This is a genomic window from Pyrobaculum ferrireducens (assembly GCF_000234805.1).
GTDB classification, from domain to species: Archaea; Thermoproteota; Thermoprotei; order Thermoproteales; family Thermoproteaceae; genus Pyrobaculum; species Pyrobaculum ferrireducens.
Map to the genome: position 1 here is coordinate 85,088 of NC_016645.1, position 23,625 is coordinate 108,712.

Annotated in this window: 24 protein-coding genes and 1 tRNA gene; 11 read left to right on the forward strand and 14 right to left on the reverse strand. The window is 56.0% G+C overall.

Annotation, left to right across the window (positions count from 1 at the left end; genetic code table 11):
• Window positions 1-47: 47 nt before the first annotated feature.
• Window positions 48-2,219 (reverse strand): sodium-translocating pyrophosphatase, encoded by a 2,172-nt coding sequence (locus P186_RS00425; protein WP_148682547.1) that lies wholly within the window; start codon window positions 2,217-2,219, stop codon window positions 48-50.
• A gap of 99 nt (window positions 2,220-2,318) precedes the next feature.
• Between P186_RS00425 and P186_RS00430 the strand changes: the two genes are divergently transcribed.
• Together P186_RS00430 and P186_RS00435 are read left to right on the forward strand one after the other, a co-directional pair.
• Window positions 2,319-4,622, forward strand: a complete 2,304-nt coding sequence (locus P186_RS00430) for a V-type ATPase 116kDa subunit family protein (RefSeq protein WP_014287389.1) — start codon at window positions 2,319-2,321, stop codon at window positions 4,620-4,622.
• The gene (locus P186_RS00435) at window positions 4,623-5,288 is read left to right on the forward strand and encodes a methylenetetrahydrofolate reductase (protein ID WP_014287390.1); all 666 of its coding nucleotides are present in this window, start codon (window positions 4,623-4,625) and stop codon (window positions 5,286-5,288) included. It abuts the gene before it with no gap.
• On the opposite strand, the gene P186_RS00440 is transcribed toward P186_RS00435, so the two are convergent.
• The 4 genes from P186_RS00440 to P186_RS00455 form a co-directional block, all read right to left on the reverse strand.
• The gene (locus P186_RS00440) at window positions 5,285-5,527 is read right to left on the reverse strand and encodes a ribonuclease P protein subunit (protein ID WP_148682548.1); all 243 of its coding nucleotides are present in this window, start codon (window positions 5,525-5,527) and stop codon (window positions 5,285-5,287) included. The two genes, P186_RS00435 and P186_RS00440, sit on opposite strands and share 4 nt — an antisense overlap.
• A complete protein-coding gene (gene rpmC, locus P186_RS00445; RefSeq protein WP_014287392.1) occupies window positions 5,527-5,733 on the reverse strand; it encodes a 50S ribosomal protein L29 in 207 nt (68 codons plus the stop codon). The genes P186_RS00440 and rpmC overlap by 1 nt, the downstream gene beginning before the upstream one ends.
• A 41-nt stretch (window positions 5,734-5,774) precedes the next feature.
• A complete protein-coding gene (locus P186_RS00450) occupies window positions 5,775-6,431 on the reverse strand; it encodes a 30S ribosomal protein S3 (protein ID WP_014287393.1) in 657 nt (218 codons plus the stop codon).
• A gap of 312 nt (window positions 6,432-6,743) precedes the next feature.
• Entirely contained in the window at window positions 6,744-7,310 is a 567-nt protein-coding gene (locus P186_RS00455; protein WP_014287394.1) for a 50S ribosomal protein L22, read from the reverse strand.
• A 75-nt stretch (window positions 7,311-7,385) separates the two neighbouring features.
• Between P186_RS00455 and P186_RS00460 the strand changes: the two genes are divergently transcribed.
• Complete coding sequence (locus tag P186_RS00460; protein WP_014287395.1) at window positions 7,386-8,213, forward strand: geranylgeranylglycerol-phosphate geranylgeranyltransferase; 828 nt, start codon at window positions 7,386-7,388, stop codon at window positions 8,211-8,213.
• Window positions 8,198-8,881: an HAD family hydrolase gene (locus tag P186_RS00465; protein WP_014287396.1), complete on the forward strand. Its 684-nt coding sequence runs from the start codon at window positions 8,198-8,200 to the stop codon at window positions 8,879-8,881. Before P186_RS00460 ends, P186_RS00465 begins: the two co-directional genes overlap by 16 nt.
• On the opposite strand, the gene P186_RS00470 is transcribed toward P186_RS00465, so the two are convergent.
• The gene (locus P186_RS00470) at window positions 8,867-9,331 is read right to left on the reverse strand and encodes a hypothetical protein (RefSeq protein WP_014287397.1); all 465 of its coding nucleotides are present in this window, start codon (window positions 9,329-9,331) and stop codon (window positions 8,867-8,869) included. The genes P186_RS00465 and P186_RS00470 overlap by 15 nt on opposite strands.
• Window positions 9,332-9,560: 229 nt before the next feature.
• Window positions 9,561-10,409 carry a mechanosensitive ion channel family protein gene (locus P186_RS00475; RefSeq protein ID WP_148682550.1) on the reverse strand — a complete coding sequence of 283 codons (849 nt, stop codon included), beginning with the start codon at window positions 10,407-10,409 and terminating at the stop codon, window positions 9,561-9,563.
• 387 nt (window positions 10,410-10,796) lie between these two features.
• Here P186_RS00475 and P186_RS00480 point away from each other — a divergent pair, with 387 nt between their 5' ends.
• Window positions 10,797-12,131: an ATP-binding protein gene (locus P186_RS00480; protein ID WP_148682551.1), complete on the forward strand. Its 1,335-nt coding sequence runs from the start codon at window positions 10,797-10,799 to the stop codon at window positions 12,129-12,131.
• Window positions 12,132-12,152: 21 nt separating this feature from the next.
• On the forward strand, window positions 12,153-12,362 hold the full coding sequence (locus P186_RS00485; protein ID WP_014287401.1) for a hypothetical protein: 210 nt from the start codon (window positions 12,153-12,155) through the stop codon (window positions 12,360-12,362).
• Between the two features lie 318 nt (window positions 12,363-12,680).
• Here the strand turns inward: P186_RS00485 and P186_RS00490 are convergent, their stop codons facing one another.
• The 4 genes from P186_RS00490 to P186_RS00505 form a co-directional block, all read right to left on the reverse strand.
• Entirely contained in the window at window positions 12,681-12,923 is a 243-nt protein-coding gene (locus P186_RS00490) for a winged helix-turn-helix domain-containing protein (protein WP_014287403.1), read from the reverse strand.
• Window positions 12,899-13,486, reverse strand: a complete 588-nt coding sequence (locus P186_RS00495) for a hypothetical protein (protein WP_014287404.1) — start codon at window positions 13,484-13,486, stop codon at window positions 12,899-12,901. Before P186_RS00495 ends, P186_RS00490 begins: the two co-directional genes overlap by 25 nt.
• Before the next feature lie 403 nt (window positions 13,487-13,889).
• The gene (locus P186_RS00500; protein WP_014287405.1) at window positions 13,890-14,354 is read right to left on the reverse strand and encodes a hypothetical protein; all 465 of its coding nucleotides are present in this window, start codon (window positions 14,352-14,354) and stop codon (window positions 13,890-13,892) included.
• Between the two features lie 578 nt (window positions 14,355-14,932).
• A complete protein-coding gene (locus P186_RS00505) occupies window positions 14,933-16,243 on the reverse strand; it encodes a hypothetical protein (protein ID WP_148682552.1) in 1,311 nt (436 codons plus the stop codon).
• A gap of 279 nt (window positions 16,244-16,522) precedes the next feature.
• On the opposite strand from P186_RS00505, the gene P186_RS00510 reads away from it, so the two are divergent.
• The gene (locus P186_RS00510; protein ID WP_148682553.1) at window positions 16,523-16,735 is read left to right on the forward strand and encodes a hypothetical protein; all 213 of its coding nucleotides are present in this window, start codon (window positions 16,523-16,525) and stop codon (window positions 16,733-16,735) included.
• An 89-nt stretch (window positions 16,736-16,824) separates the two neighbouring features.
• Window positions 16,825-16,913: transfer RNA gene (locus tag P186_RS00515), tRNA-Val, on the forward strand.
• A gap of 25 nt (window positions 16,914-16,938) precedes the next feature.
• On the opposite strand, the gene P186_RS00520 is transcribed toward P186_RS00515, so the two are convergent.
• Complete coding sequence (locus tag P186_RS00520) at window positions 16,939-20,010, reverse strand: polysaccharide deacetylase family protein (RefSeq protein WP_148682554.1); 3,072 nt, start codon at window positions 20,008-20,010, stop codon at window positions 16,939-16,941.
• 47 nt (window positions 20,011-20,057) lie between these two features.
• Here P186_RS00520 and rnhA point away from each other — a divergent pair, with 47 nt between their 5' ends.
• Window positions 20,058-20,624 (forward strand): ribonuclease HI, encoded by a 567-nt coding sequence (gene rnhA / locus P186_RS00525; protein WP_148682555.1) that lies wholly within the window; start codon window positions 20,058-20,060, stop codon window positions 20,622-20,624.
• 57 nt (window positions 20,625-20,681) lie between these two features.
• Here rnhA and P186_RS00530 read toward each other — a convergent pair whose 3' ends face one another.
• The gene (locus tag P186_RS00530) at window positions 20,682-21,062 is read right to left on the reverse strand and encodes a GyrI-like domain-containing protein (RefSeq protein WP_014287410.1); all 381 of its coding nucleotides are present in this window, start codon (window positions 21,060-21,062) and stop codon (window positions 20,682-20,684) included.
• A 50-nt stretch (window positions 21,063-21,112) separates the two neighbouring features.
• On the opposite strand from P186_RS00530, the gene nucS reads away from it, so the two are divergent.
• Both nucS and P186_RS00540 read left to right on the forward strand, forming a co-directional pair.
• Window positions 21,113-21,856, forward strand: coding sequence for an endonuclease NucS (gene nucS / locus P186_RS00535; RefSeq protein WP_237179431.1), 744 nt, complete (start codon window positions 21,113-21,115; stop codon window positions 21,854-21,856).
• Between the two features lie 200 nt (window positions 21,857-22,056).
• Window positions 22,057-22,281 (forward strand): hypothetical protein, encoded by a 225-nt coding sequence (locus tag P186_RS00540; protein ID WP_014287413.1) that lies wholly within the window; start codon window positions 22,057-22,059, stop codon window positions 22,279-22,281.
• Here the strand turns inward: P186_RS00540 and P186_RS00545 are convergent.
• On the reverse strand, window positions 22,264-23,610 hold the full coding sequence (locus tag P186_RS00545) for an acetyl ornithine aminotransferase family protein (RefSeq protein ID WP_014287414.1): 1,347 nt from the start codon (window positions 23,608-23,610) through the stop codon (window positions 22,264-22,266). The two genes, P186_RS00540 and P186_RS00545, sit on opposite strands and share 18 nt — an antisense overlap.
• Window positions 23,611-23,625: the final 15 nt, after the last annotated feature.

Here is a 23,625-nt window from a genome sequence, read left to right on the forward strand (position 1 = left end):
TATCTACGTCCAGTTAAAAACAATGATGAAAAACCAGTCTTGAGAGGTTAGAGCGGCAACAAGCCGAATGGGAATATCCCCAGCGCAGAATTGGCAGATACTATAGCATAGGCGAACACCACAGACAGCGTGTTCAACACCTTTATCAACGGGTTCAGTGAGGGGCCAGACGTGTCTTTGAAAGGATCGCCGACGGTGTCGCCTATCACAGCGGCCTTGTGCATATCCGTCTTCTTAAGGCCCTGGATTTCGATATACTTCTTGGCGTTGTCCCAGGCGCCTCCTGCGTTTGCCATCAGCAAAGCCCGGGGCACACCCGCCACAATGGCGCCCATGATGAGACCCGCCAGGGCGTTCCACCCCAGCAACAAGCCGGTCAGCAACGGGACTATTATGGCGGCCAGCCCCGGTATCAAAAACTCGCCCAAGGCCCTCCTCGTCGCTATGTCCACCACCCGGGCGTAGTCCGGCTGCTCCTTCCACTCAAGAATGCCGGGCTTCTCTCTAAACTGCCTCCTAATCTCCTCCACGATCTCCATGGCGGTCCTCCCCACAGCCTCAAGCGTCCTGCTCGTGAAGAAGTAGACCAGCGCCACGCCGATGAGGGAGCCTATCAACACATTGGCGTTAATCACAGAAAGCCCCGTCAAGCTCTGCGACATGACCTGGACCAGGTTTTGCTTCGTAATTTGCGATGCAGCACCTACTATTTCAAATATCAAAGCCACGAAGAGGACCAGGGCGGCCAGCGCGGCGCTGGCAATGGCGTACCCCTTCGTAGTGGCCTTGGTCGTGTTGCCAACCGAGTCTAGCACGTCGGTGATTTCCCTCACCTCATCCGGCAAGCCAGCCATCTCCACCACACCGCCGGCGTTGTCTGAGACGGGGCCGTACGAGTCCGCCGTGATTATTATGCCGGCGATCACTAGCAACCCCACGCTGGCCATGGCCGTGCCGAATATGCCAGCCAGATACTTAGAGAGCTCTCCGAAGCCCTGCACAGGGACTGTGAAGTAGCCAATCATGTAGGATATCCCAAGCACGGCGGCTATCACCGCTATCACGGGTATAGCGCTCATGAGGCCGATGCCGTACCCCGTCACGATGACGGTGGCCGGGCTGATCTTGGCCTGCTCCGCTATCCTCCTAACAGGCCCGTAGTTGTAAGAAGTGAAGTAGTCTGTGATTTTGACAATAAACGGAGCCAGCACAGCCCCCAGAGATGTGGCCGCCGCCAGCGCCAGCGCCTTCGCCGTATCGAGGCCTAGTGCTAAGGCGCCTAGGAAGAAGAGCACTACTGAAAGTCCGATGGTGGCGTATACAGCCATGTTTATCGAAGAGAGCGGGTGCTTAACCCCCGACGTCTTTAGCAGATTGACACCGGCGAAAGTTGCCACAAGCGCCAGGGTGGCGAATAGTATAATTGCGCTGTAGTATTGAGACGGCAGTCCCAGTATCGCCGCTAGGAACAGAGCCGCGGTTACCGTAACTATGTAAGACTCGTAGACGTCCGCCGCCATGCCGGCCACATCGCCTACGTTGTCGCCCACGTTATCGGCAATAACCCCGGGGTTGCGGGGGTCGTCTTCAGGAATGCCCGCCTCGATCTTGCCGACGAGATCTGCGCCCAAGTCGGCCGCCTTTGTGTAAATCCCCCCGCCCACTCTCATAAACAGAGTAACCAGCGAGGCGCCGAACCCCAGCGCCACCAGAGGCACCTCCCAGCCCTCCTTCAGAATAGTCTTGAAAACCAGGTAGAATCCAGATATCAGAAGCAACGCGATGCTGGCAAGCGAAAGCCCCATCACCGCGCCAGCGCGCCACGACACTAACAAAGCCCTGCCCATGCCGCCCGTAGCCGCGGCCTGGGCCACGCGGGAAGCCGACCTAGTCGTGACGTACATCCCCAGAAAGCCCGCCAGCATGGAGCCCAGAGCCCCCACCACAAATCCCAACGTGGTTAGGCCAAAGGTGCCGCGTCCTCTGTCGATAATAGCAAAGATTAGTACGGCTAACACCACCAGCAGAATCGCCAATGTCCTGTACTGCCTGAAGAGATACGCCTTGGCGCCCGTGGCGATGGCTTGGGAGATAAAACGCATTTTTTCATTACCTGGATCCTGCTTCAGTACCCACCTGGCCAGGAAAACAGCGTATGCTATTCCTGCAAGACCTATAAAAATGCCGAGTACAGCGACGTGGGTGTCGGTCAGTTGCATAGCTTCCCTATTGGGGCGGTTTAAAAGCTTTATTGGCACTGTATATGTAATCAACACGTATACGGCATGTATTTAAAAACGAGTTAATTCTGCGGATCTGTGCCTCTTGAACGCGTCGTGGAGTTCAGAGTAGCCGCCAATGTAGACCTCCTACCTGAGTTGATTTTCTATGTGGGGAAAACAGGCGCCGCCATGTTTGAGGAGAGGCCGGAAAAACTTCCCAGACCTCGCGACCCCGCTCTATTTCACAAAGTCAAGAAAATCGACGAGTTTCTCAACCAGCTACAGATCTACTTCCAGCCGCAGCAAGTCAGCCTCCCACTCGAGCCGCTTGAGTCCCAAGTGGACTCGGTGCTGGAGAAGCTGGGCGCCGTGCAGAAGGAGGTGGCGTACTACACACGCCTACTCGACGAGCTAAGAAGCAAGCTCTCCACCTCGCGTGAGGTAGCTACTGTAAAGACTCAGCAACAGCCGAGGACTGAGATGCTGGACGCCTTCGTGGCCATCCCAGGCAGGGCGTTGAAGGAGGCGGTGGAGCTGGTTAAGGCCGCCAACGCCACGGTGGCGCAACGGGGCAACGCCCTCCTGGTGGTGGCGGAGCGGGGGAGGGCCCCGCAGCTGAGGGCCGCCTTGGAGAAGCTCGGCGCCAGGGTCCTCACGTTGCAGGAGGTAGCTGAGATCGAGCCGCCCGACGTCGTGGAGGAGAGGTTGAGGAGAGTTGAAGAGGAGCTTAAATCCACGGTGCGGCGGCACAGCGACTTGATAAACTACGCATACACTCTCAGGAACGCCGCGTCCTCCGTCATAGACGTCTTCAACAAATCCGCGATAGACGAAGGGGCCGAAGTCGGCCACCTCTTCGAGTCATATGAAAACGAGATTAGGAGAACTGAGAAACAGCTGGCGGATCTCAGAAGGATTAAACAGGTGCTGGAGGGGCTCTCGGGGAGGGAGAGCCTAAAACTGCCTGAGGGGTTCAAGCTGTATGTAGATCCCGAACTGCCCATAGAGGCGCCGCATGTGCTCCAGGAGATAAACGGAGTCAAGGTGGCCCTCGTGAGGGGCGAGGCCAGGGGCCTCGAAGTGCCGCCCGAGTACCTCGCAGATATAAAGACGGGCAGGCAGCTTGTGGAGGGCGCCATCGCCTCCGCCGAGGCGGCGCTGAGGAAGCTGAAAAGAGACTTGGAGGTTTTGGAAAAACAATATGGCGAGTTCTCCCTCTACGGCGACAGGAGGTGGGAGGAGCATAGAGACGTCGCCACTCTAGTCTTCTACGTCTTGGAGAGAGACGTGAAGAAGATCGACGACGCCCTTTCTGAATTCGCGAGGCGGAACTCGGCGAAGTTAGACATACTCAGGAGAACACGCTACAGGTACTTCGACAGCGTCCCCATGGAGAGAAGGCCCACCCTGGAGAGGTACCCGGCGCCTATTAGGCAGTTTACCCATATTGTATACATGTACGGGGTGCCCAGGCCCTACGAGATCAGCCCCGTGCCCCTCGTGGCGCTGATGTTCCCGCTGTTCTTCGGCTGGATGTACGGCGACCTAGGCCACGGCTTCCTGCTGTTCTTGCTAGGCGTGCTACTAATGACTAAGCTCTACGGAGGCCGCCACAGAGACTGGGGCGTCATATGGGCGGTGACAGGCCTAACCGCCATGTTCTTCGGCGCGTTCGTGTACCAAGAGGCCTTCGGCTTCCCCCTAAGCGCCTTCGGCATAGAGGTGCCAGGCGCCCCCCTCTTCCATCTGTTTGGAGAACACCAGCTAGTGGCTACAGAAGGCGTGATCATGGCGATTAGAGCCGCCTTCATCCTAGGCTTCTTCTTGATACTGCTGTCGTTCCTTGCCAAGTTCGTCAACACCTGGCTGAAGGGAGAGCCCGACGTGGCTCTTGGATTAATACTGCCACAGGTGGTGCTCTTCTTCTCCCTCGCCATGGTCTTCTTCTCGCTGGTGAAGGAGGCTCTGCATCTAGAGTTCATGTCGCCAATACTGCAACTCCCCTGGATCTACGTCTTCCTAATAGCCCTCCTCTGGAGCTTTGCAGGAGCCCTGGCGCTAAGGGCGAAGTACAGACACCACGAGGAGGCGCCGCCCATCACCGAGGAGCTTATACTCGGCTTCGTCGAGGGGTCCCTCGGAGCTCTGGCAAACATACCCAGCTTCGCCCGCCTCGTAATTCTCGTCCTCATTCACGGAGTCTTGACCAAGCTAGTCAACGGCGTGGCCCTCTCCCTAGGCCCCGCCGGGGTAGCCTTCGCCATATTCGGCCACTCGCTGATAGCCACGGCGGAGGGCTTGTTCTCCCTTGTGCAATCGCTACGTCTCTCCTTCTACGAAACCCTCTCCAAGTTCTACGAGGGCAGAGGCCGCCTATTCCTTCCGCTGAGGTTGCCGTAAATGGAGATAATCGCCGAAATAACCCCGTCCCTCAACAAGGCCAAGTTGGTAGGGAGGCTAGAGGCCGTCAGGCGGTATGTGGAGAAGGTGGACATACCAGAGGCCCCCGGGGGGAAGCCCACAGCCCACTCCCTAGCCGTCGGAGTCTTGGCCAAACAGCTCGGGCTGGAGCCCATCGTCCACATCAGGCTGGTAGACCTAAACAAGACGGCCTTCAAATCCCTCCTAGGCGGGGCCCACATCTTAGATATTAGATACGTCGTGGTGCTACAAGGCGATCCCCCCGCCGAGGGCAAGCCAGTGGGAGAAATAACAACAGAGGAGGCCGTAGCCGCCGCGAAGAGTATGGGCTTCAAGACAGGAGCCCTTCTAAGCCTCAGGAGGGACTACGCAAAGAGGCTGGAGATAGGGGCTGACTTCTACCTAGCCCTACACTTCACAGAGCCAAAGCAACTACAAGGCCTCCCGCCGGTCGTGTACCCCTACATACTCGTCAAGACAGGCAGAAACGCTTCCATTTTAGAGAAGCTGGGACAGACGGCAGTCACGCCGGGGGAGGCCCTGGGGCTTATACACCAGCTACAAGAGGCGGCACCGGGTGTAGTTCTATCCGCGCCCGGGGACCACCACGCCCTTCTACAGCTCCTGGAAAAGCTGAGGAGCTAGCGGAGCCCGCAGTCGAAAAGCCTCTTGTCGCGGTAGCCGACTAGATACATCCCGTTTACCAAGACATTATCCCCATAGACAAAAAAGTGGCAGAGAGCCTTCGGAACGGTGACCACACGGCCGCGGGCGAAGACGAGGAACGTGTTGTAGGTCTCGCCGACAACCACCCCCCTAACCCGATAGGGACACTTGTAGGTGGCGACCTCCCTCCCCAGCAAATCCACGCAACGAGCAGGCACTACTTCCTCAACTCCCTCTCAATAGTCAAAATCCTCGCAATAGCCCGCCGAACCTGTCTAATCCTTCCAGGCTTCTCCACGAAGCCCCGGGCCCGTTGCGTCTCCAGCCTCACCAGCTCAGCCCTGAGCTGGTTGAGAAGCTCCCTCCGCTCCTCGGGCTTCATCTCCCTAAGCACGCTGGGCTTAAGCTTCTTCTCAGACGACATAGAGGCGCGGTTCGTGGAGGTTTAAAAGTTTTAAACCCGGGCTAGGCCTGTTGCTGAGCCGCCTCGGGTCTGATCGGCGGCTTAATTTTATACTCGTCGGAGTACTGGAGCGTGGCTGGCGCAATCCTAACCTCAATCCCGTAGATGCCGGGCTTGAGCAATATGTGGATCACCGCTCTCCTAACCCTGTTCCTCGCGTCGTAGCCGATTTTGTACAGCTTGCCGTAGGTCTGCTTCTCAAACCGCGCCCTCTCGGTGGAGAGCTTGCCGCTTACCACAATCTCGAAGCCCTTGGCCCCCGCCTCCATGAGCTGTCTAATAGCCACAAACATAACCCTCCTAAACCTCACGCCTTTAGCCATGGCGTTGGCAATGCGGTACGCCACGACCTTGGGGAACATCTCAGGCGCCTCGATCTTAGACACATCTATCACGTCAATCTGCGGATTCTCGACGCCGAGCTTCGTCGTAAGTATGTTACTAATCTCCTTGACGATAGCCCCCTTCCTCCCAATAATTCTAGAAGGCCTCTCCGCGTATATCACTATACGAGTCCCCAGCGGCGTCTTCAAAATCTCAGAATCGATATAGCCGTACCTGCTAAGCCTATACTCCAGAAACTCCTTAATCATCCACTTCTTCTTATTCTCCTCAAGAATCTTCTTGTAGACAGGCAACCTCCTCTGCTGGGCAGACATCGCACCCACACATCACGCCATATTTAAACTTTTTCGCCCACAGCACCTCTGGCAGGCCGGACAAGAGAAGAAAGGCAGATGCCACTCACAGGTGGCGCGCCAAACGCCACCGTGCGCCTTGAGCCGGCGTCCACCTACATGGGACGCACACGCAAAAAATTAAAACCTCAACGCAATACAACAAGCGGTGATGGAAATTCCTTTAGGGAGACAGGTGACCGATTCACCCCTTGCTGACCTTCTACAACCACCCGTGGTTCAGTAAATAACACTATTAAAAGCCGTAGAGTCGTGCTAACTGTAGTGTCGATTTTACTTTTTAACTAGGTTAAGCTTGTAGTGCTTAGGCACCACCTCTCTGGGCAACTCCGCGGCCACCAGCTCGATGTTCACCGTCTGCTCGTCGAAACGCGTGGCTCTGCCGAAGGCCCGCGGCATGATGTTGGGGATTCTAATCCCCTTGTGAGCCGCGGCGTGGACAATCACCACCCGCTCCACGTCTAGCCCCCTGAACTTGGCATTGTTCTCGAGATTTTCCAACAGCTTGAGGTAGTGCCTCGCCACCTTAACAGGCCACTTCGCCACCGGCCACCCCTCCCAGGGAGCCGCGTGGTGAGCCTGCTTCTTCTTAAAAGTCCTAATCGGCACCGGGCGCTTGAGCCTCACCACGTCCTCCAGCCAAGCCCTCGCCTGCCTCAGCGTCATGCCCTTTATAAACCTCGCCACCTCCACACTCTTCTTCCACGACATCCTCTGTTCCGGGGCATACGCCCTCGCTATCTGCTCCGCCGTAATCTTAACCCCGTACTCCCTAAACACCAGCCTAACAACCTCCTCGTCGCCAAGCGAGAAGTTCTGATGCCGAGGCACGGCCCCCATGAAAAAGACATTTATAAAATTGATGCCTACAGCCCACGGCGTAAATAACTTTAATCTCCAGACGAACGAGAAGCCGTGTCGCTCTGGAGACTCATAAGAGGCGAACACGGAGTCCTGGCAGCCCTGGCGTCCACCGCCTCCTACGCCGTGGCGGGCGGGAGAGACCCCTCGGCCATGGCGTTGCTGGCCGCCTCCACCTTCCTAGCCGAAGCCGGCCTCTTCGCCCACAACGACCTGGCGAACCTAGAGGAGGACCGTGTTAACAGGCCAGATGCGCCGCTTGTGAAGGGAGACGTCAGCGTAGAGGCGGCGCGCCTCGTCGCGTACGGGTCGCTGGCCCTCGGCGCCGCTCTGGCGGCTATACTGGGCCCGGCCCCCCTGGCCATATACACGGCGGCCGCGGTCTTCGGCGTGTTGTACAACTCCAGACTCAAGCGGGTACCCCTCGCCGGCAACCTAGTAGTCGCCTTCCTCACATCCATGACCTACATATACGGCATGGCCGCGGCAGGCGCCGCATCGGCTGTCCTCAACCTCCTCTTCGCCTCGTCCCTAGTGGCGAACCTCGGCCGGGAGTTTGTGAAGACGGCCATGGACTACGAGGGGGATTTAAAAGCCGGCGTCACCACCCTGGCGGCCCGCATAGGCCCGGAGAAGACCGCGGCGCTGGGGGCCTGGACCACCGCAACCTCCACGGCCCTCGGCCTGTGGCTGGCGTACGCCTCCCTCTCCGCCGGGCTGTACCTACTCGCGGCTGGCGCCGCGGCCACAAGCGCCATGTTGCTATACCTCTCCATCGAAGCCGCGAGAGGGCGTTGGCGGAGGTTCCGCAACGGCACACTCGCCGCCTTCGGGACGACGCTGGTGGCTCTAGTCGCCGAGGGGCTATGGCGACTATTCTAGTAGACCTAGACGGGACGTTGCTACCCCTCGACGCTTGGAACCCAGTCTTCGCCGAGATCTGCAAGGCGATAGCCGAGAGGGCCGGCGCCCCGCCCGACGAGGTGTGGAGAAGGGCCAGGGAGAAGAACCTCATCCTCATGAGGAGGCTAGACTGGCGGGCATTCGACTGGCAACAGCTCTTCGACGCCGTGGCGGAGGAGCTGGGGGCCGGGAGGGCGCCAAGCGTCCTGGAGGTGCTAGACAAGCACCTACCGCGCTTCCGCCCAACCGACGGCGCCCTGGAGGCTCTGCGGGAGCTGAGGGCCATGGGGCACCGCGTCGAGATAGCCACCAACGGCCACGCCTCCTACCAGCTACCCGTAATCCGGCGCCTAGGCCTCGACGAGATAGTCGACGGAGTGAGGACCTCCGACGCCTATAGATGCCCCAAGACTTGCCCCCAGTACTTCCAAGACGCCGACCTAATGGTGGGGGACAACCCGATCTTCGACGTCTACTTCCCAAAACGCTTCGGCCTACTCGCCATATTCTACGGCGACTGGGAGAGAGAAGCCGCGGAGCACTCCCGACGCCTCGCCATATCTATAGACGCGGTCCGCCCAGACCATGTGGTGAAAAACCTAAAGGAGCTACCAGACGCGGTGAGGCGCGTGCTAGCTCTTAGGTAGACACCAAAGCCCCCTCTCCCTCTGCACGAACCCCCTCTTCCTAAGCATGACGCTGTTGAGATTCTTACCGTAGTACCTCCTAATCTCGGCAAAGGTCAGACAGCCATCCGGCCTCTTGCCGGCCTCCCGAACCACCGCCTCCCAGCCGCCCCCCACCTCCAAGCCCCTCTCCTGCAACTGACGCACCACATCCCTCAACGCCCTCTCCACAGCGCGCGCCACCCTCCTCTCAACGTCGCCCACGCTCCGCGCCACCGCCTCCTCCACAATTTTTACAACCCGCCCTTCCAGGTCAAGCGTAGCTAATACCTCCTCCACAATCTCCCTAATCCTCAGCTTACACGGCTGCTCCAGGAGCTTGATAATGACGTCGTCAAAAGGGGCGTCCGGCCTCGGTAGAAGTCTCCTAAGACGCTCCACCAGCGAGGGATCCCTAACCTCAATATGCATGATCCCACAGTATATAAAACTATATAAAGATTACGACACAGACGGCGGAGGGAAAAGCCAGGCCCCGCTACCAGCTTGTGCACCAGCCGCGCACTAGCAACAGACATGACCGTAAGCCTTAGACATATCAACAGGAGCCGTGTGCCAAATAAGGCGGGTATGTACACGAGTTGGATGAATGGCGAGGAGGAGGGAGTACCACCCTGGAGAGGGGAAAAAGAGGAGGGGATTACTCCTTTATCTCTTCTTTGATCATTTTCTTTGCAAGTGTGTAGATAATGGGGGCCAGCATTATGCCGGCCGCTATCGCGACGCCCCAAGCCACGTTCTGCACCACGTGCGCCGTGTTGGGGAAGTTGGCGAAGATCGCGCCGAGGCCAACCATCAGGAATATGAGGTACAGGAGGAACTTGGCGTAGGGAGCCACGCTTGCGAACTCGCCGTGGTCCTCTACGATGTTCCGCACGATGGTGTGGCCGATGAAGATGCCGGCGCCGATGATGACTGTGCCTAAGATAAGCGGATATACGAGTGGCCCGGTGAAGAGCATTAGGTCAAGCGCCACCGACACGATCAACGCGATCAGCCCGATAAGCAGAAGGTTTCTCAGCATCTCGCCGATCTCCACAAACTGCTTAGGGAACAAGCCCGTCATGAGCTTGCCGATGTAGTCGGTTAGAAGCGCCACCAGAATTACACCAACTGTGAGCAGTATAATGCCGCCGATGAGGCGGGGCAGGTACTGCGCCACCTGGGCCAGCAGAGCCCCGGCCTCTCCCCCTATCCGCAGGTAGCCAATGGCGATGACCACGCCGATCACAACTATAAAGGCCGTCACGAGCATCCCTATGAGGTTGGATAGGTCTATCCCCGCCGCCCTAAAAGCCTTACCAACGTCAGTCTTATCAAAAGCCTTCTCTAAACCAGTCCTCTCCACCAGCCTATTCACAGCCCTCCCCACCACGGAGCCCACCACCCACGCAATGAGGATAATCAAGATGGCGACTGCGCCCTCTATGCTGTAGTTTATCAAGTCGCTCACTAGTTTGTCCCAGTTAATCCCAAACTGTAGCAACATAACCCTACTACCGTTGTACTTTTTAAATATTGTCGATACGAACACCCACGCTATTAACACAGTTAACAGGGGAAACACGGCGTGTGCCAGCCGCAGTGTTAGCTGGCACAAGCTAACACTGCGAAATTTAAATCGGCAGGTGTAAAACAAGGTTTGTATAGGATGTTTAAGCTAACTAAAACTTGTCCACGAGCTATAATATTTAAAAAATATTTAAATGAAGAAAGCAGTTACTATTCTATTTACAATAGTAGATTAGTAAGACTTATAGAAATTTGAATTATAGAATATAGTTAGTGCAAAGTATTGATATGCGGCGCGGGTTACCGGATGGAGATTCTTCTTCCCGGCGCCTTAATATTTATTTACCTCTTGAGTATAATACTTGTGGAGTCAAAATTTATCGATAGAGAGGCTGAGTTGCAGTGGTTGGAGGAGGCTTACAAGTCGCCTGCGGCTCAGATGCTCGTCTTGTACGGCAGGAGGAGGATAGGGAAGACGGCGCTGGTGGTGTGGTTTTTGAGAGGGAAGAGGGGGATTTACCACATGTGTACCTACGACTCTATTGAGAAAAACGTACGGGAGCTTTTGGACAAGTTGGCGGAGCTCACAAGGCTGGAGTATCTACGCCATCTGGAGCCGAGATTTGACGTCTTTTTAGACGTCCTCGCCCGCGTGTCTGCGGAGGAGAGAGTGGTGCTGGCGCTAGACGAGTTTCAATACCTCGTGGAGCTGGACCCCTCTATCCCCTCTGTGTTGCAGAGGGCTTGGGACCTCTCGCTGTCTAGGACAAAAATCTTCTTAATATTGGTGGGGTCTAGCGTGGGGATGATCGAAGAGAGGGTTTTGTCGCGTAAGTCGCCTCTATACGGCCGGCGCACTGGGAGTTGGAAAATGGGGGAGCTACCCCCGGGGAGGATACGCGAGTTTCTCCCCGGCTGGAACTCCGTCGACGTATTTAAGGCGTGGGCTGTGGTGGGAGGCGTGCCGTACTACCTCTCTCTTTTCGACGCCAATAGGGGCTTTGAGGAGAACTTACTGCGTCTCTTCAGGAAGGGCGGCCCCCTCTACGAGGAGCCGATGTTTTTGTTAAGAGAGGAGTTGAGAGAGCCCCGGGTGTACGTGTCTATACTCGAGGCAATTGCCGGCGGGAGACACGCCCTGGGGGAAATAGCCGACTGGGCGGGGCTGGACAGGAGCAAGGCGTCTAAGTATCTGTGGGTACTGCAACACCTCGAAATTGTGCGCAGAGAGGTGCCCGTGGGCAAGAAGAGAGGTCTCTACTACATCTCAGACAACCTCTTCCAGTTTTGGTTCCGCTTCGTCTACCCCAACCTCTCCGCGTTGGAGCAAGGCGACGTGAGGCCTCTCCAAGACGGAGAAGCCCTCTCCCAGTACTTCGGCGAAATGTTTGAAGAATTTATAAGGCGCTACTCGCCGTCTATATTCGGCGTGAGGCTAGGGAAGTATGTAAAAGGCAATGTCGACATCGACTTGGCGGGGGAAGCCCACGGCTGTAGAATATATGGAGAAGTGAAGTGGTCGGAGGACGTCGACGCAGAAACTGTAATGAGAAATCTCGTTAGAAAGGCCGAGGGCGACGTCTATATAGTAGTGGCCAGGGGGTTCAGGAAAAGAACAGCTAACTCCTACACACTACAGGAGATTTTCGACGTCTTGGAGAGCGGCAGTAGGATAAAACTCTGCGCAGAGGCAACTTAAACCCCGGCCTCTATAGAGGACATGCGGCCGCCTATAAAAGCCGTCTGGACATCGAGGAGAAAAACCCCCGACGGCTACTACGTAGTGGTGCTGGGCCTATACGCTAAGGAGATATTGGGAGTAGATGCAGAGCCAGCAGGCCGGTTTTACATATACAAGACCAAGTCGTGGCAAGAAATCCTCCGCTTAGTTAACAAAGCGCGGGAGTTAGGACTAGACGTCAGAAGCTAGGGCTTAATCCCCCCGGCGAGAATTCTCTTGACAAGACGATTAACAACTTCACACTTTGGGGCAAGGGAGGTGTTTCTAGTTGCCACAATCCCTATGTCTCTGGCGACGCGATAGTTTGTTGCTGAGAAAAACATTTGAAAAGCTGAGTCACAGTGTAGTGAAATAGACTCTTGACACGAGACGAGAAGCTGTTAGAGAGTGGATCTGTCCGGCGCTTCAAGCGGAGAGATCTGACGTGTCAGCTGGGCCAACTCCACAGCCAGAAGAGGGCGCCAATAAGCCATCCAGGAAGCCTCGCCCCCTCAGCGGGAAGAGGAGTCAGAAGTAAAGGACTCTACGTAACCATTCTAAAATCGCCAAAGTCTCCCTCGTCCCCTTCTCAGTTAGGTGGTAAAATCCGTCTCTCTCAGCTACGAGTCCCTTCTCTTTTAACAGCTGGAGGTATTTCTCGAAGCTGTAGTAGTTCAGCTTGCTGAGTCTCCACAGCTCGGTTTTCCTCATGGGCCTCTCTAGGAGGAGGGATAGTAGCCTGACGACTACGTCAACATCGACGTTACCCATCGCCTCACCCGTCTAATGGCGTGTAGCCCCAGGGCCGCGGTGGATAGGCCGCATGCGGACAGCGCCGCCGCCGAGATGGGCTCCAGCGGCGCAGTGGGTAGGGAGATCGCGGTGGCCGCAACTCCGGCTACGACTGCGGTCTTGAGGCCGCGGTAGATTTTTTCGAGGGTGCCGCTTGCGATTAGGGCCAGGGCGTATGCGTACAGGGCTATGGGCACCGCCAAGACGTAGCCGAGGTAGGCGTTTAGGTGGTAGAAGACGACGCTGATGGCCTCTCCGCCCTTAACGACATACATGCCCCTCACACCGATGGCGGTTAGGCTCCCGGGCGTGCAGTTGCTTACACACCTCAAGGGGGCGCGTGCCGATATCGTGCCCCATCTTAGATCCATCGTGCCGTTTTGGAAGAGGGTAAATCTGCCCACTTCGCTAAACCCCTTGTAGATAACGCAGTCGTAGCTGGATCCGTGGGAGACGCATATGCCATAGTACCTGTCTACTAGCGAATATGCAACAAAGACAAGAACGACAACGCTTACTATTAATATGATGAACAACCTCACGACTCAATAACATCATTCTGATAAAAAGTTGATCTACTTAAAGTAGATGGAATTCGGCGATTGGGGCGGTATCGTGGAGTACATGAAACTACAAGTTAAAACACGCGCATGGAGAGCACCACAAAAGAGACCCGCCTAGAGCGGCGCCGCGCCGCATTATAAACTGTAGAAGAAATCTTCGGAGTGGGATACAGTCTCTGCCTCGTTATAACCACAAGTCACGGCTATTCACACGCCGCCCCATAATCTACAATTTTCATGACGATCTCCGCCAAGCGCGTTTTAGCCGATCCGCCAACCTATCGATATCTCGAGAACCAAGGATAAGCTTATATTCCACATTATCAATAACTCAGGTAAAAATCACTATGAATATTCATAAAAAATTATAAAATTAAAAATATTATTTTGTTTGTTTCATCTGTGCTTTATATGCCGGTAGAATTCTCTCAACTGCTGTGATAGACCGCGGCTTGGTGCTCACGGGCTCAACTTTATCAACAACCTTGGGCCGATACGCCTTTAGCACTATTTCTGTACCTTTTGGAGGTTCTGTAGGGCAGGCGCCTTGCGTTGTGAAGTACACCTTGTAGGTAACGTAGCCGCTTTCAGGCCCGAGATCGAAAAAGATGGCTGTTAAAGTTTTCGAATTGCTGTCCCAGTAGTATGTATAGTAGACCTCGGGCACGTTGGTTACCGCGTCTCCCATCCACACGTCTGTGGCAGATGGCAAATGGTAGCTCTTCCAAGTATATTGCCCAGACACTACGTAGACAACGTCGTTGAAGCTACAGGTATTTACCGCTACGCTTGGCGACATCATCTGCGCCACAGCCGCCAGCGTTATTAACAGGTGGATCGCCAGCATGGCAACACCACCTCTCTCTACTTAAAAACTTAATCTACTTAAAGTAGAGGTTTTGCATTGTATATAGAGAAGTGCACGGCCACGACTAGCAAAGCTACCATATATTCTCACGTCATCTTCAACGCCCTTGAAAACTGCGGGTGGTCACCGCTATTGGCCACCTGCGCGAAGTTATAGGCACTCGGGCGGGCAAGACTTCCAGACAATAGGCGGAAGGGAAGGAAAAGAGAGCTTGCCGCTATCCGCTTACAGTCGGTTTAATAAGCTGGACAGCTAGCCGCTGATTTGTTAAGATCGTGTTGCCGTACGGATCTAGATAGGCCTTAATGTTGCCAATAGATAAGGCGTTACCACCCCAGCTCAAGCCGTCCTTATAGCCTGTCAAGGTGAATTGAATGTAGGTGACGCTAGTCGACTTCGCGCTACTAGACAGCCTTACGTTTATTGGCAGTCCATAGTCAAGGCTCTCGCTGACGGATCCGCTACTAGTAGCCGCGTAGGCCAGGGGGATTGAGGTGAGAGATATGTCTAGGGTACTTGCTTTTTCAATGACTTCGTGTTGCCTTATTGAGTAGTCTCTACCAGTACGCTGAGTTAGTGATGTCCATGATTACGTTTGGGGCCGACATGGCGGCGCTCAGCGCCTTTGTTTCCTTCAATGCAAACGGCGCGTCGTCTATCACCAGGTACGGGTAGAAGGCGCCGTTGTAGCTGGGATCGCCCCACGGATAGAACGCAATACCGTCGGCGTAGTCTAGGTTCTGCACTTCGCAGTAATTAGGCGGGGAGAAGCGGTTATACACATAGACCCACTTGGTATACCTCAACTCGCCCAGAATCCCGATATATACAACTCCGTCGTCGTGTATGCTGTCGCCCGGATAAACGGGACCGTATCTCCCTCTTAAGTAATCCCAGAGCCGGGCCGGTGTAGAGTCGTACCTAGAGTTATATACAAATCCTGACACATCTATAAAATCTATGCGTTGGGAAATATCGCTGAGTGTAAAGCTTATTCCAGTAGCTAGCGACAGCCTCAAGCGCGGTAGCTTCAAGCCGCGCACCTCCATAGATATGTCGAAACTGAGAGATGTTGTTGTGGAGCTACTTAGGTATATCCACACATCGGTTTGCATTCTCTGAATCTTCGGCCCGGCGTAGCTGTCTAGGTATACTGTGGCTAGTGGGGCTATTACGGTGTCTGCAAATGTGGAGGAGGCCTGGGCCCAGTAGTAGCAATAAGTGTAGGCGCTTCCCGAGTAGCAGTACTCAAACTGCTTGGGGTTGCGCGGGTCGTAGCACGGGCTCGCGCCTATGGGCGGCGTCCCCGGCCCCCCGGTCCACGCGCCCATCTGCTGGGAGGCGTCCTCATCTAGCGGTTGTTCTATCTTGTAGACGGGCATGAACTCCCGCTCAACCACCACGCGCCTTCCTCTAACTTCAGAGGGGTTGAGAGGGACGGCGAATATGTCTGTGTAGATCTCTAGAATTTTCTTGCCGCCTCTCTCCGTCACGTTAAAAACCTGGGCAAAAACCAGCAGGCCTAGCTCCACCTTGACCCCCCTCACGCCCCTGTACCCCAGCCGGTTGATTAGCCTCTCCCCCTCAGCCGCGAACCTGCCGAGCGGCACCGCCCTCCTGTGGGATCCGTTGCCGAGATAGAGCCACCCACCCTCGCCCGGGGCGTATATAAACGCGGCGTGTTCAAGACTCCCTCCTCTATGCTTTAAGACTATCTGGATTTCCTCGGCGCCTTCTCTTGACTGTTGCACCGTCACTTTGACGCCGAACTTGTCGTAGACGGCGCCTCCCCGATTCGCCGTTGTGAATGACAGCAACGTAACTAAAGCCAGCGCGAAGCCCACAGCTATCCACCCTAGCCGATTCATGTGGGTAATAACTTCCGCTATTTATTTTTACTTTTATAAAAAATCGAATTAATCGAAAGATTGCAATTACACCATGTCTCCCCCTCAGGCGGCCCGGGCTGTGGAGAGAGGCGTAGACCTCGCTGGCGGGATCGGAGGCGGCTGGGTGCGGGGTGGGGTGGAGCCGCGGCATCGGCGCTTCTAGTCGCTGGAGATGTATTCAGGTTCCTGGGGGTGATACACAGCTACTGCTGTGGCGGCCGCGATTTTTATATAGATCACCAGCATGTCATAAATCACGTGGCGCGGCCGCCTGTGGACGCCGTGTGGACTTCTAGGAGGAAGACGCCGGATGGGTACTACGTGGTGGTGCTGGGGCTCTACGCTAGGCAGGTGCTGGGCGTCGAGGCGGAGCCGGCTGGCCGGTTTTACATATATAAAACCCGATCTTGGCAGGAGGTTCTCCGTCTTGTGAATAGGGCTAGGGCGCTGGGGCTGAATGTTAGGCTGTGAAGAGGGCAGCGGCGTATCTGGCCGCCTTAACGGCGCCAGGCGCCGTCGCTACGGAGAAAAACTTAAAAATTAGGGGCTTATATCCTCGGGGGCCCGTAGTCTAGCGGTATGATGCCCGCCTCACGCGGCGGTTGCCTGGGCGCGCGGGTGGTCCCGGGTTCAAATCCCGGCGGGCCCATTGATTTTTCTAAAAAGGTGGGGATTTAGGAGAGCGCGACTATTCTGCCGTTTTGTAGATGTGCTGTGATGTAGAAGTTGATGGTGTAGTCGCCGCCGTTCCAGCCTCCGTGGACTTCTTCCCATGTCGGCGCCTGTCCGAATACGTCGTATATGTTGGATGCGTAGATGTCTTCGTTTATGTATATGCCTCTTGCTGGGTCGTATGCGTTGTTTTTGCCGGGGTCCCATATGCCTCCGTAGCTGTTTGCAAACACCGCCGCCGTTATGTAGATTTCTTTTGCGTCTTTTAGTAGTGGTAGCTGGTCTAGCGGTATGGCGAATTCTATGACGTTTCCAGATCTGGCTATTTGCCCCACTGGTTTTGGATCCCAGGAGTGGTTGAATAGGAAGAGTGGAGCGCCTTTTCCATAGTTTATGCCTATTACGTAGTCCCACTTAAAGGCGAGCTTCGTATCGCTCCAGTCGGGTAGCCACTCGCTGAACCCGCCGCCTGGGAGTCCGATCGCCACCATGACGTACGGCGCGTAGATGTTGCCGTGTTGCCTCAGCTTTACCAGCCCGTAGAGGTTGTTTCCATCTATGTAGAGTCTGAGCTCCACTGCATCTAAGTCGTCTGTGGGGGGCCAGTTCCAATCTGGGCGGTAGTACCTGTACTGATCGCCCTCGGGGTCTGCGACTATTAGCTCATACATACTGGCGGTTGCCCCGGGGGTCTGCTGAGGCGGTTGGCCGATCCAGTCGCTGGGGTCTCCGTCTACGAATCTCGGGCCTGGGCCGCCGAGCGCCTTGATGTAGGTCGGCGGCGAGTAGGACACGTTGCTACCCATGGCCTTGACCCTTAGTACAAACACGCCGCTGTAGTTGAGCCTAAACTCGGCCACGTAGAGGTCGCCGCCGGCGGGCTCCGCGTATATGTACATCTCGTCCCACGGCGCCCCTACATCCCTCAGGAGGGCCATGGACGCAGCTACGTAGACGTCGCCGCTTCTGCATATCCTGTAGTAGGCCTTAATTACGTTGCCGACGTACGCCGTGGCGTTTCCGGTATAGATAGCGATTAGGTTGCCCCCAGAGTCGTATACCTCCACGCGGCTCAGCTCGACGCCGCAGACGTAGCCGCCGGTTCTGGGCACCACCTCCACTCTATAGTTCTTCCCAAGCGCCGTTGCGTAGACCTCGTTGGAGCCCTGGGCTATGAAGGTGAACTCGTACTTACCAGGTGGGAGTCTCAGCTGTAGCGCATATACGTCGTTGTTCCCCACGTCCCCGGCGTACGCCATGGGGGCGAAGAACAAGTCCCTCCACGCCCCGCCCCACACATCCACCGGGCCCCAGTGCGCCACCGCCCTAATGCCCCCGGCTCTGCCGGGGCTGGCGGTGCCGGCGGTTTGTGAATACACCTCGACGGTGACCGTCACGTTTTCCACCTCGCTGAATATCAGTCTGTTGAAGGGAGCTCCAGCCCAGTCAACTGTGACCTGGCTTCTGTAGTGAATAGGCTCGTCGAGAGGCCACGTGTAGCTGTAGGGCAGACCTGTCTTGTTGTAAAACTTCTTAATAGCATAGCGGAATAGGTAGTCGAAGACGTTCTCCACTGGCGATTCCCTATCCCGTCCGTACCACCAGAACCAGTCGCCTGCCTCAGCCGGGTATAGCAACTGCGCCCAGGCCTTGTTCTGGGCGGCTTGCCTCGCCTCTTTTAGTATCCTCCATGCCAGGTTCTCCTCCCACTCCCCTATCCACACGGAGAGGCTCCCCCCGGCCCAGCTGGAGGGGGGCAACGGCGAGTTCATGGGTAGCGGCGTGGCTCTCCCGGCTACCTCCCTTAGAGTCGTGGCGCGGTCCTTAACCGCGTTGTATATCTTGGTGAGGAAGATGTAGCCGTCGTGGGGGTACCACTCCCACGGGTTTTCGCCGTCGAGGGCTACTACGACGTAGCCATCGCCGGTTCTACTGCTTAAGATCTGTAGGAACTGCCCCGCGGCGTAGTCCTCGCCGAATTGCCGTGACAGCTCCGAGCCTCTGAAGCCTATCCAGTCCGACAGCTCTCTATCTCTGAAGAAGATTAAGACCCCGTGTCTAACCCACGGCGTGTGGAGCTCCCTAGGCTCCGCCTCCCTACCCAGGTAGCGTTGCAGAGCCGCCTGATCGGCTATGGTGTACCTAATAGAGTTTTGAGACAGTATTTCTAAAAAGAGGTCGTCGACTGCCAGCTCGGGGGGCCACACGCCCAGGAGCTCCGACTTGAAGAACGTTTTGAATTTGTGTCTAGAGAGCTGGATCTGCGCGGCGACGTCTTCAGGATGCGCGAAGGGCCGTGGCAGGGTTATTATGCCGGGGTCTGTGAGTAGGGCGTTGCTGGTGTTTTCAACAAGTGGAGCTATGGGGTAGTAGTACGGCGTCATGACTACATCTATCCACCCGCCTCTATACAGCTTCGCTAGCTTGTCTAGAAACAGCTTGGGGTACTTTAGGTGCTTTGTCAAGACCACCGCCTTCTCTAGGTCTGTGAAGTGGGTGCCGCAGTTGCTGTTTCTAGCCTTTTCGTATATAGGCCTCAGCTCCGGGTCTTCGACGAGTAGCTTCTCGTTAATCCACGCCAGGTTGAATAATACCTGTAAGTCGCGGTAGTCCGCCGTGTCGAACTGCAGACCGCTGTTTCTCTTCTGGAGTAGACATTGATACCGCGGAAACTTCGGGATCTGAACCTCCCAGCTTATGTCGAAAAATCTGTTGGCTATAAACGCCTTTTCTTCTTCTGTTAACTCCTCGGCGCTTTTGAGAGAGAGTTGTAGATACCTATCAATCAGCCTACCTGAGGCGTACATCTCAATCTGCTCGAGCAGGGTAGGCGTCACGTCAAAAGTTACTTTTACCCCGGTCTCCTCCACCAGCAACAACATAGGGTAGTACGCCTTCGCAGTCCACAGCCTTACCCAGGGAGCCTCTGCCACTCCCTTGCCGGTGTCTGTAGGGACGGAGCTTTCTGGTATGTAATAGGGGGGCTGGTGTAGATGCCACACAAACACGACGTTTTGAGCCGCGGCAACCGCGGCAAACAGAACTGCTTGTAGCATTAAAAAATGTCTGTTCATATTAGCTGTATAATGAATAATTTATATGTATTTTGTTTCTTTACGACGTGAATTGCCTCAAAATATTTTTCGACGGGGCGTGCGAGCCCGTCAACCCGGGGGGCGTCGGGGCATATGGCTTCGCCGTGTTTGACGGCGAAAGGGAGGTGTATGGAGAGGGGGGTGTGGTGTGCGTCGGGGAGCGGTGGTGTACTAACAACTACGCGGAGTACTCCGCGTTGGTGAGGGCGCTTGAATGGGCTCTGTCAAACGGCGTGGAGTGCGTGGCTGTCTACGGCGACAGCCAGCTGGTGGTGAGGCAGGTCTTAGGTGAGTACGCGGTTAGGGCTCCCCACCTAAAGCCGCTGTACGAGAGGGCGCTGGAGCTGGCGGGCCGCTTCAAGGGGTTTTCCATTTCCTGGGTGCCCCGGGGGGAGAACAGCCGCGCCGACTACTACTCGAAGAGGGCTTACTGCGACTACTTGAAGGCGAGGCCGGAGCTCCGGGAGAGGTACAGCCGGTGGCTCGCCACCGGGAGGCAGCTGGCCGCGCTTAGGCGGCTTGGCGTAGACGCCGACGTGTGCCTCACGAGAGCCGAGGCGTCGAGGTTGATAAGACGTCTGGGGGGTGGCTAGGACAGATATAAAGCACGGAGCCGGTTGTGCGGCGCGGCGAATGCCGTTGGGCGCGTGTTACTGTAGCGGTGCTTGTACCTCAACCTCCACCTCTGGTGGGCTCTGGCTGGCATCTACCTTTGTGTAGATCTCCCGTGTGGGGGTGCCGAGGGTTTTGCCCTCCTTGAGGGCCCAGAACAGCAGGGTGGCATATGCGTTGTCTACCTTCTCAGCGTTTCCGCTGAATTTCGTAGAGGCCATCTTAGCCGCCGGCAGGGTCTTGTCGCCGTTGGGGTTTGGGGTGAAGATTTCCACAACCATCTCGTGCCCCTCCTTGCCGTGGAATACCAGGATGGTGTTGGGCTTCAAGTCGCCGGTCAGCGCGGCTCTGTTAGGCACCTTCTTCACGACGCTGAAGCCCCTAACCTCCTGAACTTCCTTTACCTCTACCTTAGACATGGCGCGGATCTTCTACGTGGTATATTAATTTATTGCTCTTTAAACCGGCTGTGGTTGCTAACGTGGCAGGTGCTCCTAAGCCGGAGGAGGCCGCCCGCCTCATAAACTCTGGGAAGAGGCGGGGTGTCGTGGTTGTGGTGGGGATCTGCGAGGTGTCGTACACGGGGAGGGCCGCGGCGGCGCTGGGGCCTGGGCGCCGCCTCCTAATTTTAAAGAGAGACGGGACTTTGTTGTTGCACGAGGCTGAGAAGGCCCAGCCGAAGATTTGGAACCCGCCTGGTAGCTTCACGGCGGCTTACGTGGAGGGGGGCGTGCTCGTGGTGAAGAGCGTCAGGTCTAGGCCTTTTGAGACTGTGCGGGTGGTGTTTCGCCAGGTGGATTTCGCGTCGGCGTTCGACGTGGGGACGTCGGAGCTCGCCCTCGTCGGAACTGAAAGCGACGTGGTGGAGGCCCTGGTGAGGAACCCCTCAATAATTGAGGAGGGGCTGGAGGTGGTGGGGGTCGAGGTGCCGACGGACGTCGGCCACATAGATATCCTAGCCCGGGACAGAGGCGGCAGGTATGTAATTATCGAGGTGAAGAGAGACGTAGCTACGCATGACGCGGTTTTCCAATTGGCGAGGTATGTAGAGCTCTACAGGAGGAAGGGCCACGAGGTGAGGGGGGTTTTAGTGGCCAGCGACATCTCCTCCACAGCGCTTGAATATTTAAAAAGATATGACTTGGTATTTGTAAAGGTCAATCCGAGAGAGTTGACAGTATCAACAAATAAAAATACACTAAATTCCAAGTAAGCTGTTGAACTTGTAAAGCAGAGGATTCTAGGAGTAGTCTTATTCATAATTATTGAGGCGTAATTTTCTGTATAATTTTGATATCTAGTTTAATTGATTTCTTAATAAATTTTACATAGATATAATTAGGTTGTTTCATGGAGTTCAGGTAATATGTTAAAATTCTCAAGCGATTTTTAAATACGTATACGTATACGTACGTGTTTAGAGTGATGGTTAACCGGGAGAGGGGTAGGATTCTCGTGACGGGGAAGGACAGGGATCTCAGGTTGTTGGACGAGGGGTGGGAGCTTGTCTACGAGTCGTTTGACTGGGAGGACGCTTTTGAATATGCCATGGAGATAGCAGACGACGAGATTGTTGAGTGGTACTACGACGAAGAAGTCAAAAAGAAATTTGTAAAAGGCTTATCTATAGCCGCGTAGAATTTCAGCTATAATATACGCCGCCCTAAGCGCCATCTCGCGGGGGATAACTAGCGGCGGCGCCACCCTCACAGTGGAGAAGCCAGCCCCGATGACAGCCACGCCCCGTTTAAACGCCTTTAGAAGAACCTCGTCGAGGTACTTAGCGGGCCTCCCCCCCTCGTCTAGGAGCTCGACGCCTATCATCAAGCCTAGGCCTCTCACGTCGTGTCTACCCCCCACCTCCTCTAAAAAGAATTTTTTCAACTCCTCCCCCAGCGCCTCGGCGTGTTGCATAAGCCCCTCCTCCTCGATAACCTCTATCGAGGCGAGGGCCGCGGCGGCCGCCACGGGGTTTCCGCCGAAGGTGTTGGCGTGGGACCCCCGGGGGAGAGACATAACCTCAGCCCTCCCGATTATGGCTCCGAGGGGGAGCCCCGCAGCTATTGCCTTAGCCGTCGCCACTAGGTCCGGCTCCACGCCGAAGTGCTCCACGGCGAACCACCTCCCCGTCCTGCCGAATCCCGTCTGCACCTCGTCGACGGCGAAGAGGATGCCGTGTTCATGGGTGAGTTTCCTAAGCCCCCTTATGAAGTTTCTGGGGGGCACCACGTAGCCCCCCTCGCCCTGCACCGGCTCGATAATCACCAGTGAAACCTCAGAGGGGTCCACCAGCCTCTTAAACACCCAGTCTTCTAGAAACGCCAGGGCGTATTCGCCGCACTCCTCCGGAGTAGAGGCTTTGAAGGGGCAGTGCACCGGGTGTGGATAGGGCACGTGTATCACTCCGGGGACCAGCGGCGAGAAGTGCCGCCGGTGCACCGGCTTAGAGGCTGAGAGGCTCATAGAGCCGTAGGTCCTCCCGTGGAAGGCCCCCATAAAGGCGATTACATACGGCCTCTGCCCCTTGAAGTACCCCCTGGCGATTTTCAAAACCCCCTCCACAGACTCTGTGCCGCTGTTTGTGAAAAACACCCTCTTACTACCCGATATGGGGGCTATTGAGGCGAGCTTCTCTGCCAGCTTAACCGCCACCTCGTAGTAGAAGTCTGTGAGGGAGTAGTGGAGGAAGAGCTCAGCCTGCCTCTTGACGGCCTCCACGACCTTTGGGTGGGAGTGCCCCACGTTGGCGACGGCGATGCCGGCGTTGAGGTCTATGTACAGGTTGCCGTCCACGTCCTCCACCACGGGGCCGTAGCCCCTCGCGATGACGAGGGGGTACCACCTCGTGAACGACTGCATTATCAGCTCCTCGTCTCGTCTGACGACCTCCAGCGCCCTGGGGCCGGGGGGCTCCACTACTATACGAGGCACCTCCTCAGGGTTGATGGGCCAGTGCCATTTAGGCATAAATAAGCTAAATTT